Source organism: Helicobacter zhangjianzhongii (assembly GCF_030249855.1).
Classification (GTDB): domain Bacteria; phylum Campylobacterota; class Campylobacteria; order Campylobacterales; family Helicobacteraceae; genus Helicobacter_B; species Helicobacter_B zhangjianzhongii.
The window spans coordinates 205,268-222,915 of the sequence record NZ_JANURN010000001.1 but is presented as its reverse complement, the minus strand read 5'-3'; the positions used below and the strand labels follow the sequence as shown (position 1 = coordinate 222,915).

Genomic DNA, 17,648 nt, shown 5'->3' with positions numbered 1-17,648 from the left:
AGGACTATAATGTATAAATTTGCTATCAATCGCCCTATCGCGACCCTGATGTTTTCGCTAGGGATTATATTTTTTGGTGTGCTTGGGTTTAAAAAGATCCCAACTGCTCTCTTCCCTAATATCGACTTCCCTATCGTGCTAATTAGCACCGTGTATCCGGGAGCGTCTCCTACAACCATTGAGAGTAAAGTAACTGATAAAGTAGAAGAGCAAGTGCTGGGCATTGATGGACTAAAGCAAGTTACATCAATGAGCGTGCGCAACACTAGCCTTGTCATCGTGCAATTCCAGCTTGAAAAGCCTATGGACCAAGCAGTAAGTGATGTCATCAACAAAGTCTCATCAGTTACCTTTACCGATGCAGATATTCGCAAACCAGCCATTGACAAAATCGACACCAACGGACAGGCGATCATCTCACTTTTCCTTAGCAGTGCGACCCACTCCCAGCCAGATTTGATGAAGCACGCCGATAATATCATCAAGCCTCAACTACAAAAAGTAAGCGGTGTAGGAGGCGTGCAGCTAAATGGCTACCGCGAGAGACAAGTGAGAATCTACCCCGACCCAACCCTAATGGCAAAATACAACATCACCTACGCGCAAATCGCCCAAGCTATCGGTAGAGAAAACACCGAGCTTGATGGCGGGCGTATCGTCAATGAGACCAATGAATTTGCCATTACTACCGATGGCAATAGCCAAAGTGTAGAAAAAGTCGGCGATATCCGTATCACGGATAATACCCTGCTCCGCGATATTGCCGTGGTAGAAGATGGGCTAGAAGAGTATAAAACTTACGCGGCATTTGATGGCGTGGGCGGGGTGATTATGGAGGTGCAGAAAATCTCTGGGGCAAATGACATAGCCATAGCCGATGGCGTGTATAAAGCCCTACCAATGATCCAAGCAGTAAGCCCGGGCTATGAGGTGCGGACATTTCTAGATACCACAGAGTTTATCCGCGCAAGCTTGCACGATATTGAAGTGGATTTGATTTTGGGCGGGCTTTTGGCGGTGAGCATTGTGTTTGTCTTCTTGCGTAATGTAACAATCACGCTTGTCTCAGCGATCTCTATCCCGATTTCTGTGCTTGGGACATTTGCGCTTGTGCAGATGATGGGCTACTCGCTCAATATGCTTACAATGATGGCGATCACACTTTCCATTGGGATCATCATTGATGATGCGATTGTCGTTATAGAAAATATCCACAAAAAGCTAGAATCCGGTATGGGCAAGCGCGAGGCTGCCTATGAGGGCGTGCGTGAAATCGCCTTTGCGATTTTTGCTATTTCTGCGATGTTGCTTTCAGTCTTTATCCCTGTGGGGAATATGTCTGGGATTATCGGCAAGTTTTTCCAAAGCTTTGGGATCACCGTAGCCCTTGCCATTGGCGTCTCATATATCGTAGTAATGACTGTGGTGCCTATGGTAAGCTCTCTTGTAGTAAGTCCTAAGCAGTCCAGATTCTACCATTGGAGTGAGCCATACTTTGTCAAAATGCAAGATGCTTATGCCAAAACGCTTAAAATTGTGATGAAGCAAAAGACCATTGTAACAATCCTAGTCTTTGGTATCTTTGCTGGCTCCATTGTCGTGCTAAGCAAGCTTGGAATGGACTTTATGCTTAAAGAAGATCGCTCGCAGATGTATTTCTGGGTGCAGACAAAGCCGGGTATTAGTATCTATGATATGCGCAAAAAGACTGAAGCCCTGCAAAGAGCCATTATGGCAGATTCTACCAATGTAGAATACACCACCATTCAAGTCGCCTATGGCAAGACGCAAAACACCAACAAATCTAAAATCTATGTCAAGCTTAAAGATGAAAAGCATCGCAAGGTCGATCAATTTGTCTGGGCAAGAGATATGGCAAAAACTCTTTATGGCTTGCCTGAGGCAAATGGGCTTGTGATTATCCCAGCAGAAGTCCCACTTATCGGCGGTGGCGATAACTCTGCCTTGCAAGTCATCATCTACTCACCCTCTCAAGCCCTAGTTGATGAGAGTGCGGCAAAGCTTAAGTCTATGCTGCTTGAAGGTGCGCTTAAGGGCAGTGTGGTGGATTACCACGAGAGTGTGTCTGACTGGACGCCGGAGTATCGCTTGCATATCCTACGCCAAAATGCCAACCAATATGGCATAACCGCCCAAGATATAGGGCAGGCGATTAGCTCAGCATTTGCCGGGGAAAATAAAGTAGGCTACTATAAAGAAAATGGCAAGGAATACAGCATAACCTTGCGCGTGCCGGATAATCGCCGCTTAAGCGTAGAAGACATTAAGCGCATACAGATTAAAACCGCTAATGGAGAGAGCATCTTTATCGATGGGCTTGTAGAGATAGAGCAATCTAGCACGCCTTCTATCATCAATCGCTACAATCGCCAGCGCAGTATCACTATCTATGCCAACCCAGCGGTCAAAGATGGCAAAAAGGTAGATCTAGCGACCTTGCTACGCACTATCGATGATAAGCATAGCGAGTGGGCAAGCGAGGGCGTGGGCTATGTCTTTAGCGGGGAGGCAGATAACCTCACAGAGACACAAGAAGCCTTTGGGATAGCTGTGGCAACCGCCTTTGTGCTTATCTATCTAATCCTAGCGGCGTTGTATGAGTCGATTTTGGAGCCAATTATCATTATGGTAACAATGCCTCTAAGCTTTTCAGGCGCGTTTTTCGCACTAGGGCTTGTGGGGCAGCCGCTTAGTATGTTCTCGCTTATGGGGCTTATCTTGCTCATAGGTATGGTGGGGAAAAACGCTACCTTGCTTATTGATGTGGCAAATGAAAAGCGTGAAGAGGGATATAGCATAGCTGAAGCGATCCTTTTAGCAGGCGAGCTGCGATTACGCCCGATCCTTATGACAACTATCGCTATGGTCTTTGGTATGCTACCCCTAGCCTTTGCCACAGGGCAGGGCTCATCGATGAAATCAGCCATTGGGATTTGTATGATAGGGGGGCTTATTGTCTCGATGTTCTTAAGCTTGCTGATTGTCCCTGTGTTTTACAGAATCCTAGCCCCAATCGATGATAAAATCAAACGCTTCTATAAAGTCTCTAAGGATCAAATGCTAGCGTAAGGATAGTGATGCAACAAGTGCGTAGCATAATGCGAATTAGCCTAGTAGCCCTAGCGTGCTTAGCGTGGCTACAAGCAACCCCACTAGAATCTAAATTTACAACCCCTGCTTCACAAGTATTTGTCGGAGCAGGAGCATTGCTAGCACTCCAGCAAGATCTCACTCCACATAGCAAGCCCACCACCTACCCTGCCCTAAGCGTATCTGGGAGAGGTGGGTATCAGTATAGGTTTTTTACGCCACTAATTGTGCGGCTGTATTTAGACTATACGATGAGTGTGCGTCCCACAGGGATTGAGAGTATCGCAACTTCACATTTTCTTGTCAATAGTGATGTGGTATCGTATTTTTATACACTAGGGGGGGTGGATTTTGGGGTGTTTGGTGGATTTGGGCTTGGGATTGGGGTGTATGGCAAAGAGGTGCAAGAAGATCCAAATGCGCTAGATTCTGTGCTAGCAAAGGGCTTTAGCGCGTTTGTCAATGGCGGCATAAGCGTGCTATTTAGCAAGGCACACCGCCTAGAGCTTGGCGTGAAATATCCGCTAACTACGCTTACCCTACCTAGCACGCCTGCTAGAGACTATCAAGAAGTGCATATACTCTTTATGTATGATTATGTGTTTTAGGGGATTTGGACATAGATTTTCGCAGCGATTAGATCGACTCGCTCTATCACTGCAGTGTATAGCTCATCGCGCATAAGCTCACAAGGGGCTTGTGTGATAACTACGCGTGCGCCTTGGAGGAGGGCTGGATTTTTTTTGGCATTGCTACTTTCTATACTTTGGGCGTTTTTCCGGGCGTTTTTCCTAGAATCCACTTTTTGCGTTTTGGCGTTGGGATTATCAAAAGTGGATTCTAGGCTTGTGTCTTGGGCGTTGTGTGTATGGATCGCCACGCTTTGCTGCCGCAAAGCTCGCGATGATAGAAAGTGGGCTTGCTTGCTAGAATCCACTTTTTCACATATCGCGTTTTTATTGTCATTGTGAGCGGACTTGTCCGCGTGGCAATCCACATTTTCCCTAGAATCCATTTTTTGTATTTCTTGTCCGCAATTTAAAAAAGTGGATTCTAGAGCTTGGGCTTGTTTGTCAATAGCGGCTAATTTTTCACACAAAGCGTGTTTTTCTTCTTCAAGGATTCTAGGAATTGCGGTGTTGCTAGTGGGGCTTTTTATCGATTTTAGGGCAGAGCTAGACTTGGGGTCTGCGGTTGCCTTAAAACAAGGGATACCGCTCGGCGATAGCCGATGTTTCTTTAGTAAAGCTGAATCCCCCACATTAAAATCCCCCGCACAGATCACACCTAACGCCGGATACCGCTCATCAACAACCCTAACCCCAACACACTCGCCCACAAGCCCACTAGCTAAACGGGTGTATTTTCTGTCTTTAAACTCCGCTTCCGCCCTAGCGATTTGCCGCTCTTTTTCATTGAGCAGCGGGATAATCGCGCCACTAGATTCTAGGATATAGGCGATTTGCTTGCGTGTCTTGCTAGCTAGGCTCACGCCTCTTTGCAGCGTGATTGTGCGCTTGGGGAAATCGCGCATTAGGGTTTTTAGCAAGCGATGTGCGATTAGATCGCTATATCGGCGGATAGGCGAGGTAAAGTGCGTGTAGGCTGCAAACCCTAGCCCAAAGTGTGCTTCTCTCTTGTCCGTATATCGCGCTTCTTTTTGGGATTTTATGATGAGCGTGTCAAGCTGCTCGCGTGCGTTTTCTCCGCGCTTTAGGGCATCTTTTTGCAGGGCTTGTATCTGGGCGTGGAAGTCGCCTTTGGGAATCGTGTAGCCTAGCTCTTTGGCTTGCGACAACAGCGCGTAAATCCGCTCATCACTTGGAGGCTCGTGCGCACGATAGATCCCGCCCTCTTCACACAAATCCGCCAACACCTGCGCGCTTAAGATATTTGCCAAAAGCATTGCTTCTTCTATAAGTGAGTGGCTGGGGCAGGCAGTGTGTATGTGGATAGATTCTATCGCACCTTGTGTATCTAGTCTCATAGCCCTATCAACACTCATAAAATCATAGCCGCTCTCTAATCGCTTTGCCTTTAGCTTTTGTGTGTTGCTATACAAATCACGCAGCCAAGCAAGCTCGCTCTCCCCACTAGAATCCAAAATGCCTTGTGCCTGCTCGTAGCTGATATTTGCCCTAGGGGTGATCACTGCTTCATACAGCCTAGCAGAGCGCGGTAGCTTAGTGCGCTTATGCAGCACGATCTCCCATACAAGTGCTAGTTTAGGCTCATTGGCACGCAAGGAGCAAAGTGATTGGCTTAAAGTATTTGGCAGCATAGGGTAGCAGATATGCGGGAAGTATAGGCTAAAGCAGCGTGATCTAGCCTGCATATCAAGCTCGGTATTTGGCGCGACATACTCGCTCACATCAGCGATAGCGATATAGAGCGTGTGAGAATCCTGCTCCCAAAACACCGCATCATCGTGGTCTTTGGCATCGCTTGGATCAATGGTGATAAAGGGCTTATCACAGAGATCGACCCTATCTGTATAGTAGCCCACATCAACAATCCCAAAGCTTTTAGCAAATTCTTTGGCTTGCTGGCTAAAGTCGCTGGCAAAGTTATATTTATCTAAGATTATATGCTCATCAATCCTAGGATCAAGCAAAGATCCTAGGATCTTTGTAATCTCTGTGCCTTGATATGCTAGCACGCAGTGCTTAGGCAAAGCTCGCAGCGATTTTTGCGAAAAGGGCAGAGGTATGGATTCTAGGCTTTTGCAGTCTATGCCGATGATTTTGCCCTTTTTTTGCGCTAGGCATACAAGCCTTGAAGCAGGCGTGCTATGGCGATTTAGCACTTTGATGATCCTAGGATCTTTAGATCGTATCAAAAGCAGTGCTATATCACCATTAGCTAAAGTGCTAGCTCCATTGCGCCCACGCCCCAAGCGCAGTCCCTTTGCCTTAGGGCTAGCGATATTATGCGCAAATACGCCGCCTTTGTTTTTGTGGATTCTAGCGATGATGAAAGCTGGTGAGAGCCTATGTAGCGCACTATCTTTGGCGATCGCCCCACAAGAGCGTAGCTGCTCATACACGCTGGCAAATTTCTTAGGCAGATCGCGCCGACCTACCACAAGACTGACTAAAAACTCCTCCAAATCCTGCACACCCTACCCCCAATCACACTCTAGAATCCACTCTAAAACACATACCTTACTCCTAGGTTTGCTGTAAGGTTAATGTCTTTATAGCTTAGTCCTATCTTTGACCCTAGAGCAAAGTTGATGAAAGTTTGCTTGCCTAGTAGCACCTCTCCACCTGCTGTGCCTAGTAAATGTGTGTTTAGTCCATCATTGCTACGATAGCTTAGAGAGTTATTCCCTACAAATCGCACATTCTCTCTATTGCCATTAGAGATATAGAGATCTTTTTGCGCTCCAATGTTGATAAACCAATAGCTTGATTGAGAGAAATACTGCCTTGTCTCTAGGGCTAGATTTAGGGCTAGGAGATGTCTTTGTGTATCTGGGCTTTGTATAGCGATATTGCTAGAATCTGGTGTGATATTTGACTCTGGATTAGCAGTGATAAATTTATTGCCACCATTAAGCTCTCCTACACTGATATAGTAGTAGCTAAGCCCACCCATAGGCTTAAAGACAAGCGATTTGTTATTCGTGCCAAAGATATAGCCATAGTTGGCATTGATATTGATAGCGTGAGTATTGTAGGCATAGCCTTGCTCTAATGATCGTAAAAATGGATTCTCTCTTGTTTTAATATCTTCAGTATTGATCCCTAGGGTGTAGTTTGCAGTGAAGTCTATCTCGTGATTAGCGATAAATGCCCTAGAGTAGAATCCTGCATTGACATTGTGGCTGTGATTTGTAAGTAAATCAGCATTATAAGTCCCATAGCCATAAGAAGTAGAAGCCCCAAGGATTAGCCCACTCTCTCCTAGGGGGATAAATCTATCATAGCCAGCATTTAGCCCATAAAGTGTGCCGTGCCCATTTTTGACAAAGGTGGTGCTACCAATCCCTGTCGCCCAGATATTATTCATAAAGTCGTGGCGATTGCTAAACTTATACAAAAAGGCAGGATTCTTCCTAGGAGTAGCATCGCTTGCTATGGTGCTAGACTCTGCATAGTGGGGGAGCTTTGCTAGGGCTTTGGCTTTTAGAGCTGCAAAGGCATTGTTTGTAGAATTAGGACTAAAGTTTGAGAGCTTGACTAGGCGATTTGATCTAGCAATATCTGCTGCAAGTCTTGTAGAAGATGAAGTAGAAGTCTTCCTATCAATAGAAGCAAGTTGGTCTAGGGTGTTATTAAGCTGGTTGGCAGTTTGCAAGAAAAAGTCTAAATCATAGTTTAAGACATTTGCCCCTGTCCAAGTGATACCTTTATCATAGATAGAGAGAAAGTTTAGCCAATCATACACATCAGATTCTACCTGTGTGGCATTGGATTGGGTTAGGGTAATGCTGCCATTGTTGTCTTCAATCTTATTGTCTTTTTTACACTGCTCTGTGTCGTTAGAATTACAAAAGATTTTATTAAGCTTGCCACTAGAATCTGTGTATTCATACACATAGATTTCCTTGCCATCACCACTAAGCTGTGTTTGCACTCCTTGGGTTATAGTAGCGGTATTAGAGATAGAGCCTATTTGCTCTATGCATTCTTGCCCACATTTTTCATAGAGGTAGTAGCGTATATCGCCTATTTGATAAGGGTTGTTTGCATTATCGGAGCTAATCTTTAGCCCTATGTAGTTATAAGTGAGCACTTTTTCATACTTTAGCCCTATGGCTTTAAGATCAAAGCGATCTTTTGTATAGTCTGGGTTATTAGGATCTTGTGTAGGCATATTGCCTGCATAGATTCCTATAAGGTTTTTGATACTCTCGCATTTTTCTTTCTCACTGCCATCACAATGGATTAGAGAAGCCTGCCCACTAGAATCCACAAAGTTATACTTAATCTCCCCTGCATCAATGAGCCTTTTTACTTCGCCTGCTTTAAAGTGGATATTCTCTAGATTTGCTCCAGCATTAGTGATAGCTAGGATTGGCTTGCCATAGCCATTGTGCAAATTAGAATCCTTGATCGATACGCCTAGCTCTAGCACGCCTGCTTCATTTTTACCATTGATAAATTGATTATCTAGCACAAGCTGGGTGTTGGTAGCGTCCATTATGATCTGCCCACCGGGAGTTAGGGTGAGATTGTGGAAAGAAGCAGTGGAGTTAGAATGCAAGGTGATGTTAGTAGCGGTGGTGTGGTGGATATTGGAGGCGTAGAAGCCGCCTTTGACCCCCACAGAGAGCGAGCCTAGCTCTAGCGTGCTATCTTTGACAAAGGCATTGCCGCCATCGCTATTGACAAAGGTCATTCTCGCTGTATCTGCGGCGAGATCTGTGCCATCATCTAACTTAATAGAGTCAAACTTATACTTCCCGCCCTCTTGTGCCCAAAGCTTCGTGCCTAAGCCATCTTGCCCGCCATTTGTATTGCGCTTTTGCACGACTAGGGACTTGGCGGCGAAGTCTTTGTTCATCTTCACATTTGCAGCGACTATTTCCATATCGCCTACACTTGCCTTGCCTTTGACCTTGCTAAAGTCAAAGGTCGCCCCACCCCAAGTCTGCTGGGCAGTAGCAGTGGTAAGCTTGCCTGTATGAGTGAGATCCCCACCACTCTCAAACACCGCATAGTCCGCCGAGCCTACACCTTCTAGCTGGTTGGTAAGCTTGATATTGGTATCTTTTAGCGTGATAGAGTCTTTGGCGATAAACTTCACCACAAATGCCCCAGCATTATCGGTGGCGTTGTTGATACCGCGCGTGGAGTAGATCTCTGCTTTATCAAGGTTTATGCTATTGGCTTCAAAGGTGGCATAAGTCTCATTGACTGCTGTGCCGACATTGCCGTGGAGATTGAGATTTTTGATTGATAGATTTTCTCCAGCCTTGAGATTCATTTCACCTTTGCCAGAAAATAGCGTGGCATTAAGTGTATCAATAGCGATGTTTTTCTCCGCTGTGAAATTGATGTAGGCATTGATCGTAGAAGTGCCAGACTCTATGCTTGTGCTGCCTTTTAGGTAGAGATTCTGCCCTGATAGCTCTAGATGATCGGCAGAGAGCTTGTTTTGCGTGCTAGAGTCTTTGCCTATGGTGAGATCGCCACCTGTGGCGTGCATTTTTAGATGAAATCCCCCAGCATTTAGCGCAGTGCCCTTGGTGTTGTAAATATTGGCGCGATCAAGGGTGATTGATTTGGCTTCAAGTGTAGCGGTGGTAACATTCACCGCGGTGCCAAGATTGGAGTGCAAATCAAGGTTTTGTATCTTTATAGACTCGCCAGCTTTGGCGATAAACTGCCCTTTGCCAGAGTGTAGCGTGGCATTAAGCGTGTTTAAGCTTAGGTTTTTCCCAGCTTCAAATAGGATATAGGCATCGGCTAAATTACTGCCTGATTGCATATTGATCGTGCCTTGCAGATTGATGTCTTCTCCTGCTTTCATTTCAAAATGGCTTGCCCTGAAATTTGCTGTTGTTTTATCATCAAAGGTGATGTTTTTATCTGCTTGAAACTTGGTCGTGCCTATCCAGCTCACGCCATTACTCACTATATCTAAATTAGAATTTTTGAAGTTAATCTCACTAGCTGTAAAATGCGCATTGACACTCTCACTATTAGCAGGCATACTAAGCGTAAAATTATCGGCATTTAGAGAACCTTTAGCAGTGATGTTGAGATTGGAATTAGAGCCTTTGATTTTGAAAGTAGAGCTATTGATTGTAACATTGCCTTGAGCATTAAGCGTGAGTGTGTCGCCTGTGGTGTTAGACCACATATCAAGGTTGAGCCCTTGTGCTGTGATATTCTCTGTGGTATTGAAAGTAAGAGTCGCGCCAGCACCTGCGCCTGTATTATTCCCAGCCCCTAAATGCCCTGTAAGATACGCTTCTTTTGTATTCCAAGTGCCATTGACATAGCCTGTAAATCCTCCAGAACCAAAATGCACGCCTTGTGTGCCTTGCTCCTTTTTATCATTGCCAAAAATCAATGTGCCGTTTTTGTAGTTTGCAGTGAAGTTGCTATCGCTTGCCGCATAGGTAGAAATGTTTTTAGCATAGAAATTACCACTTTCATCGCTGCTAGTAGTTGGGTTATAGCCACCCCAGCTTCCGCAGTATCCAGCCCCCCAATAACTCGCATACAAACAATGCACATCTTGCCCCACATCTTTATCTGCATATAGCCACACAGGCAACACAAACACACAAAAAACTAAAATCCAAAAAGGTCTTAAAGTAGGGCTATGAAGCTTATGCCATAAGTGTTGCGTAAGAGAATCTAGCCAAAAGAGCGTGAGAAAAGGACGCATAGACAAGATAGCTAATCTCATACCCACTCCTTTGCTGATTGCTCAACCAGATTCTATATCTAAACTGCTTTATCGTAAGGCTTTTGTATAAACCTAATGTAAATCCGCGTTTAGCTCGATTTTGCGATTACTTCGAAAGGCGATCATCTTGCCGCTTTTAGAGTCCTGCCTGTAATGCACGCCGTGCTTGCCTGATAGCTCACGCCCTTTATACAGCCCGCTATCTTTGATAGCAAAGTCCGCATTGATCTGCGCGATCTTTTCAGCCCCTGCTTTGTCGATAGCAAAAATTGTGCCTGCAAGCACTGCGATCCCGCCATCGACTATGCAGCCATCGCCTAGACTTATGCCAGTAGAGCTATTGACCCCGAGCAAGCAATTTTTGCCGATGGTGATTGGCTCGCTATTGCCCCCACTTAGCACGCCTAGGATACTCGCCCCTCCGCCGACATCTGTGCCTTCTCCCACAATCACACTAGAGCTTATGCGCCCTTCATTCATACACGCTCCAAGTGCGCCGGCGTTGAAATTCACATAGCTAGCCCCGGGCATTTGCGTATAGCCACCGCTGCCAAGGTATGCGCCAAAGCGCGTTTTGGCAGAATCTAGCAGGCGGATATTGTCGTATTGGGGGATCACTTGCATTAAATATCGTGGGAATTTATCCACAAAGTCAATCGCAGGGAAGCTGCCCTCCATTTTTAGGCGGATTTCATTCTCTCGTAGCCACTCTAGCTCATAGGGGGTATTCCCACTCCACGCGACATTTTGCAATAGCCCAAAGATCCCATCAAGCTGGAGTGAGCGCAAGGGGGCTTTGCCAAGTGATAGGGCTAGGAGCTTTAGGTAGGCGGATTCTACACTCTCACACTTGCTATCGCTATATAGCACGCACAAATGATAGCGGAAATGCCCGCTATGAGTGCAGAGGCGATTTTGCGTTAAGGCTTTTTGGAGCTCTAGGATAACTTGGATATTCTTATGTGTGCTTGGGCTTGTGAGCGACTCTGCCAAAAATGGCTCATACAGCTCTAGCGCACGCTTGATGAAGCCCTCTGTAATGCCAAAAATCGCTTCATTTTCACTAGTGTGGAGTGATTTAGCAGCTTTAAGTGCCTCAAAAAACACCGCATAGCTGCCGAGATTCTCATCGGTCCAATTTAGTAGCGGATAAGTCGCGCTCAAAACCGCTTGAGACTTCTGCCCATACTCAATCCGCGCGATCCCAAATGCTAAAGGCTTTTTATACTCGGGGAGATTTTGTGTAGCGGCGACAAATGCTTTAAATGAGTCTTTCATCATAGCTCCTTAATAATTATAATGGCGGTATTATATTACAAATGGCTTATATATAGCCATAATGGCGTGCTAAAAGCTGCGATAGGCACTCCTGCTACGATACAAGAAATCGCCAGCTTAGAATCCAGCCCCGCACGCGCGATCACCGCGACCGCGCTGATAAGCGGAGGCATAGCCACTTCTAGTAGCACCATTTGGTGATCTTCTTGCAATGGCACTTGAAATAGCCACAAAATCGCAAGATACAACAAAGGAGCCACAAACATACCAAAGCCTAGCACGACAAGCACTTTCCTCCACAGCAAGCGCAAGAAGTCAAAGCGCAGCTGCACCCCTATGGCAAAGAGAGCCACCGGCGTAGCACACGCCGCTAGAGCCAAAATCGGCGCGAAAAGCACCTCTGGGATACTAAAGGGCATAGCCTTAAGCGCAAAGGCGCAAAGCATAGATAAAAAGAGCGGACTAGCAAAGAGCCGCACAAGCACGCTTTGGATACGGAATTTTGTCTTAGAGCTTAGGCTAAGGAGCAGCGGGGTCAAAACAGCTAATGGCAGCCCCGTGCAGAACTGATCTAGCACGATGGCTTTATGCGCGGCTTGCTCGCCTAGCGCGCCTTGCACGATAGGCACACCTAGGAAAAGCGTATTATGCAAGGAAACCAAAAAAGCCATAGCAAGAGAAGTGCCAAAATCAAAGCGCAAGATCTTTGAGACAAATACAAACGCCAGCGCGCCAGCTACAAGATTGCACACAAGAGCTAGGGCAAAAAGCCCCAAAAGCTCTAGGCTCACGCTTGAGTGATATACCCCTGTGAAAATCGCGCTAGGCAGGGCAAAATTGAGCAAGAAGCCTAGCAGGATATTGCCCTGTCTATCGCCAAGCAGGCGCACGCGATTGGCAAAATACCCCAAAAACATAAAGACAAATATGCTATATATCGCGACAAACACAAATGCCTCCTTACGCGCTAGATCTAGCTGCGATCCGTGGCGTGGCGATCCACACAAGTGGATTCTAGCAAGTGGATTATTAAACAAACATCAACACAGCCTAAGTGCTTGCTAAAGCGGATTTATGATCGCTACTTTTACGCGAGTTATAGGCTTATGATGGATCGCCACGCCTTGCTGGCGTGGGGCTCGCGATGACAGAGAGAAGTTGGCTTGTAAAATTGGCAGAGCTAGAATCCACTTTGTCAAGCCTAGATTCTAGCACCCTCTTCATACCCTAGCGCAAAAGCCAGCATAGCGCACAAAAGCTTCTCCCCAAACTCATCAAAGAGCGAAGTCTCTGGCTTTTTATCTTGCAAGAGTGCATAAGCGCGTGCGATCTCCTGCCCCACGCTGGAATCCAAGCTAGAATCTAGCCTAGAGATAGGGGCTGTGGCTTGGGCGATATAGGCTAGGTCGCGCTTGGCTTTAGCGAAGACTTCTAGGGCGTTATAAGTCTTTGCCTCATCATAATTCATAAGCTGCATATAGGATTCTAGCAGGGCAAGGGTGAGCTGCTCTAGGCTTATATGCGTGGCATTATAGGGCTTAAGCGTGCTTAGGAGCATATCACAAAATGGCGTGGTAGAAGTGATTTTAGAGATGATCCCTGTGCTTGCAAGCTGTGTGCCAAAGCGTGCTAGAGTGCTGCTTGATGGGGCGTTTTTATCAAGCTCCTTTGCCAAAAGGCTAGCAAGCAGCCTGCGTGAAAGCGCGCGAAAGGTGCTAGAATCCACTTCATCTAACGGCATAAACGCAAAACGCAAGCCAGCAAGCTTGCCAAAATACCGCTTTGTATCTAAATAGCCTAGCTTGATATTTCGCGCGATAGAATCTTGTGAGAAATCCAGCATCGTGCCTAGATAGCGCGATGGGCGGATATGGCGCACAAGCGGGTTGCTATCATATTTGGTTACAAAATCATTATGCAAAGAAATGGCGATGACTTCACTCGCCCCCATTTTAAAGGCTAGATCGATAGGCAGATTATCATAATAGCCCCCGTCAATGTAGCTTTTGCCATTGATATTATAGATAGGAAAAGCCGGGAAGCACGAAGCAGAAGCCATCACCCAATGCGCTAGGCTTTGCTTGCTTAAAGTCGCTTTGGTCTGCTCGCACGCTTGAAAGCTAGGCACCTCCACGCACAAAAGCCCAAAATCCATAGCCGAGCTAGAAAGCTTTGCATAGTCTAAATGCGTGGTGATGATCTCCCACAAGGGCGCAGTGTCCATACCTTTGTTTTGCGTGTAGGACTTGAGAAATGGCAGGAGCTTTTGGACATTATTGAAGTAGTAGTCTATATCGGTGGTGAGATTTAAGCCCTTGCCTATGACTTTCTCTACATCAAGGCTCTCCCAAAGCGTGCTAGCTTTGTCAAAATCCCCTTGCACGATCATCGCGCCATTTAACGCGCCAATGGACACACCTGTAACAAGGCTAAATGACAATCCAAGCTCGCGTAATGCCCTATACGCGCCTACTTGATACGCGCCCTTTGAGCCGCCGCCACCTAGCACGAGTGCGAGCTTTTTAGCGGGGGTGGGGGCTAGACTCTGGGTGTGCATAGCTAGTAAGCTCGTGCAGAAATTATGCCAGTAGCCACATCATACGCAAAAAGCACCAAAATCCCAGCGATCCCAGCCACAATCCCAGCCGCTACATCATCTAGCACCACACCAAGACCGCCTTTAAGCTTTCTATCAATGCGCCCGATGATAGAGGGCTTCCAAATGTCAAATACGCGAAATAGCACAAAAGCTAGCATAATATGCGCAAAATGCCCCTCGCGCCACAGAGTGCTCATAGTCAGCCATATATCCGCGCTCTTATCGATAGTGAGCCATAGCGAAGGATTCCCATAGCATAGGATACTCATCGCCAGCCACACACCCACAAGCTCATCGATGACGATCCACTTTTCATCGTGCTTTTTGCTATATGCTTCCCATTTGTCAATCTCACGCACCGCGATCGCCCCTATCAAGCACGCAAGCAAAAAGAGCGTCTGCGCAGAGTAGAGCAAAATCGGCAGCCCAAGCAGCACAGAGAGTGCGCTGCCGGCGGTGCCGGGGGCTTTGGGGGATTTGCCACTATATAGCACACTTAGAAAGGCTATTGCTATGGGCGATTCAGCTTTTGGGCTAGAATCGTGGATTTCATCGCCGCGCTGCGTCGATAGACACTCGAGTCTTATCTCCTTGCGCGGCTTGAAAAACCCCGATTCTAGCTCCAAAATCTTAGAATCGCTAGGGCTTGGTGTGGGCTTTTTGCTGGTGGATTGGGCTTTTGCGTTTTGGGCGTTTTTCCTAGAATTCTCGTTTTTACTAGCGGCGTTGTTTTCTGTCATTGGCAGCACCGCTTGCACCGCGTGGCAATCCATAGATTCTACGCTAGCAGAATTGACTTTCTTAGAATCCATTGTTACTCCTTTTAGACTTCACCCTAGAATCCACTTTTGCGTATCAGCGGCAGAGTTTTCAAAAGTGGATTCTAGGAATTGCGGTAGTGCTAGTGGGGCTTTTTAAGGATTTTAGGGCAGAGCTAGACTGGTGGTCTGCGGTTGCCCTAAAATCCTTAAAATCGCCGCTATGATTACCCAAGACCGAATCCCTCTGTGTTAAGCAAAATAAGTTCGCAACCTCCGCTTCCCAAACTCCACCCCGGGCTGATCGTAAGCATTAACCCCCAGCAGCACCCCCGTGCAAGAAGTCAAAAGCTCAAAATACACCACAAGCGCGCCGATATGCCACTCATCTAACCGCTCTAGCACGATAGAATCTGTGGGGATAGCAAGCGACTCCAAAGTCTCTAAAGTCGCTTGCTTTTGGAGATTGAGCAAGCGTAAAAATGGCGTGCCATTGACAAAATCGGTGGATTCTAGTCCTGCTAGATGACAATGCGGCACGATAAAGCTAGAATCCTCACTAGAATCCACCTTATCACATTCATCACTTAAAGACAAAAAGCTCACCACCTTATCACGCGCGCCTTGCACGATGAGCTGCAAGAATGAGTGCTGATCGATACTGCCCACAAGCCCCACAGGTGTAAGCCCCACGCCCTGTGTGCTACTAGAATCCGCTTGGCTCAAACTTTTGCCCAAGCTTTCCCCCCAGAGCTGCACAAACCAGCGATTAAGCTCGCTAAACACACTCCCATAAGAAAACAGCACACTTATGGGATACTGCTTGTGGTGCTTGGCTAAAAAGGCGGCTTTATCGATGATATGCCCCTCTTTGCCAGCAAAAAAGCTCTCCATCATCGCCCTAGCACCTTGCAAAAGTGCGCTAATATCAAGCCCAAGCAAGCTTAAAGGCACAAGCCCCACTAATGAAAGCACCGAAAATCGCCCGCCCACATTAGCAGGGATTGTGAAGCACTCTAGCCCCTGCGCCTTGGCAAAGCTCTCTAACGGCGAGCCAGAATCCGTGATACAGGATAAATGCTGCTTGTTTGCGCTGCTTAGTAAATCAAAATGCGTGATAAGAAACTTCACTAGAGAAATGCTCTCAATGGTCGTGCCGGATTTAGAGATAAGCAAAAAATGCGTGCTTTTTAGCGTGATGGATTCTAGCACGCGCCTTGTCTCAAAGGGATCTGTATGCTCCAAAAAATGCACGCGCCTAGTAGCACTTCTGCAAGAATGCCCCAAAGCCGCATACACCGCCCGCGTGCCTAGCGAGCTACCGCCCACACCGATGATGACAAGATCTGTGATGCTTGAGAAATGCTCGCGCGTGCTATATGCTAAAGCGGATTCTAGGGCGAGTGTGTCAAAGGGGAGCTTGTAGTAGCCACTTGCGCCGCTACTAGATTCTGCCTTGATCGCTTCTAGCACAGGGCTAGAATCCACTTTGGCATAGGGGGTGTGGAAGCTAATCATAGCCGCGCCCTAATGCCCTAGCACAAACGCCGCCATATCCACAAGCCGCGTCGTGTAGCCAAACTCATTGTCATACCACGCAAGGATTTTGGCAAATCGCTCGTGCAGCACCATCGTTTTATCCGGGATAATAATCGCGCTATATGGTGCGCCGATAAAATCGCTTGAGACACATTGATCCATATCGATGTGGAAAATCTGTGGATTTTCTTTAGCATATTGCATAAAAAGGGCGTTTAGCTTATCTTTGCTTGTGGGCTTAGAGAGATTGACACTTAGATCCACCACGCTTACATCAGGCGTAGGCACGCGCATAGCATAGCCGGTAAATTTGCCCGCAAGCTCTGGGATCACAAGGGCTACTGCCTTTGCCGCGCCGGTGGAAGTGGGGATCATACTTAGTGCTGCAGCCCTTGCTCGGCGCAAGTCTTTGTGCTTGACATCAAGGAGATTTTGGTCGTTGGTATAGCTGTGGATCGTGGTCATAAGCGCAGATTCTATGCCTAGATTCTCGTGTAAAACTTTGGCGATAGGGGCTAGGCAGTTTGTCGTGCAAGAGGCATTAGAGATGATAGGCTCGCCTTTATAGCTTTGCTCATTGACACCATAGACAAAAGTGGGCGTCTCATCAGCAGGGGCTGAGATCACAACTTTTTTGACATTGCCTTTAAGGTGGGGGCGGGACTTTTCTAGGGAGTTAAATTTGCCGGTGCATTCAAGCACAGCTTGCGCACTGCCAAAATCTAGCGCGGTTATGTCGCGATTGCTTTGGATTTTGACACGCTTGGAGTTGCCGATCCTTAGCGTAGTCTCATCAAGCTTTTCTACATCATATCTGCCGTGGATAGAGTCATATCGCAGCAAATGCACTAATGTATCTATGCTCGCGGTGGTATTCATACTCACAAGCTCCATATCATCGCGCTTGCCGATGATCCTAGCCGCACAGAGTCCTATGCGCCCTGTGCCGTTGATCGCTACTTGTTTCATCAAACTCCTTTAAAAGTGGATTCTAG

General features: G+C 46.8%; 11 protein-coding genes. 3 read left to right on the top strand and 8 right to left on the bottom strand.

Going from position 1 to position 17,648, the window contains the following annotated elements; genetic code table 11:
- Nucleotides 1-9: 9 nt before the first annotated feature.
- The gene (locus NYG90_RS01005; protein WP_285256313.1) at nucleotides 10-3,090 is read left to right on the top strand and encodes an efflux RND transporter permease subunit; all 3,081 of its coding nucleotides are present in this window, start codon (nucleotides 10-12) and stop codon (nucleotides 3,088-3,090) included.
- A gap of 8 nt (nucleotides 3,091-3,098) precedes the next feature.
- Nucleotides 3,099-3,719 carry an outer membrane beta-barrel protein gene (locus tag NYG90_RS01000; RefSeq protein ID WP_285256312.1) on the top strand — a complete coding sequence of 207 codons (621 nt, stop codon included), beginning with the start codon at nucleotides 3,099-3,101 and terminating at the stop codon, nucleotides 3,717-3,719.
- Here NYG90_RS01000 and NYG90_RS00995 read toward each other — a convergent pair.
- From NYG90_RS00995 to NYG90_RS00970, 6 genes are all read right to left on the bottom strand, one after another.
- On the bottom strand, nucleotides 3,716-6,229 hold the full coding sequence (locus NYG90_RS00995) for an RNB domain-containing ribonuclease (RefSeq protein ID WP_285256311.1): 2,514 nt from the start codon (nucleotides 6,227-6,229) through the stop codon (nucleotides 3,716-3,718). The genes NYG90_RS01000 and NYG90_RS00995 overlap by 4 nt on opposite strands.
- Nucleotides 6,230-6,261: 32 nt before the next feature.
- Complete coding sequence (locus NYG90_RS00990; protein WP_285256310.1) at nucleotides 6,262-10,479, bottom strand: vacuolating cytotoxin domain-containing protein; 4,218 nt, start codon at nucleotides 10,477-10,479, stop codon at nucleotides 6,262-6,264.
- Between the two features lie 72 nt (nucleotides 10,480-10,551).
- On the bottom strand, nucleotides 10,552-11,757 hold the full coding sequence (locus tag NYG90_RS00985) for a 2,3,4,5-tetrahydropyridine-2,6-carboxylate N-succinyltransferase (protein WP_285264615.1): 1,206 nt from the start codon (nucleotides 11,755-11,757) through the stop codon (nucleotides 10,552-10,554).
- A 35-nt stretch (nucleotides 11,758-11,792) separates the two neighbouring features.
- Complete coding sequence (locus NYG90_RS00980; RefSeq protein ID WP_285264564.1) at nucleotides 11,793-12,794, bottom strand: AEC family transporter; 1,002 nt, start codon at nucleotides 12,792-12,794, stop codon at nucleotides 11,793-11,795.
- 164 nt (nucleotides 12,795-12,958) lie between these two features.
- Nucleotides 12,959-14,314, bottom strand: coding sequence for a patatin-like phospholipase family protein (locus NYG90_RS00975; RefSeq protein ID WP_285264563.1), 1,356 nt, complete (start codon nucleotides 14,312-14,314; stop codon nucleotides 12,959-12,961).
- A 2-nt stretch (nucleotides 14,315-14,316) separates the two neighbouring features.
- Nucleotides 14,317-14,871, bottom strand: coding sequence for a phosphatidylglycerophosphatase A family protein (locus tag NYG90_RS00970; protein WP_285264614.1), 555 nt, complete (start codon nucleotides 14,869-14,871; stop codon nucleotides 14,317-14,319).
- Between the two features lie 296 nt (nucleotides 14,872-15,167).
- Between NYG90_RS00970 and NYG90_RS00965 the strand changes: the two genes are divergently transcribed.
- Nucleotides 15,168-15,341, top strand: a complete 174-nt coding sequence (locus NYG90_RS00965; protein WP_285256306.1) for a hypothetical protein — start codon at nucleotides 15,168-15,170, stop codon at nucleotides 15,339-15,341.
- A gap of 25 nt (nucleotides 15,342-15,366) precedes the next feature.
- On the opposite strand, the gene NYG90_RS00960 is transcribed toward NYG90_RS00965, so the two are convergent.
- Both NYG90_RS00960 and gap read right to left on the bottom strand, forming a co-directional pair.
- Entirely contained in the window at nucleotides 15,367-16,632 is a 1,266-nt protein-coding gene (locus NYG90_RS00960; RefSeq protein ID WP_285264562.1) for a glucose-6-phosphate isomerase, read from the bottom strand.
- A gap of 9 nt (nucleotides 16,633-16,641) precedes the next feature.
- Nucleotides 16,642-17,622, bottom strand: a complete 981-nt coding sequence (gap, locus tag NYG90_RS00955) for a type I glyceraldehyde-3-phosphate dehydrogenase (RefSeq protein WP_434062719.1) — start codon at nucleotides 17,620-17,622, stop codon at nucleotides 16,642-16,644.
- Nucleotides 17,623-17,648 lie beyond the last annotated feature (26 nt).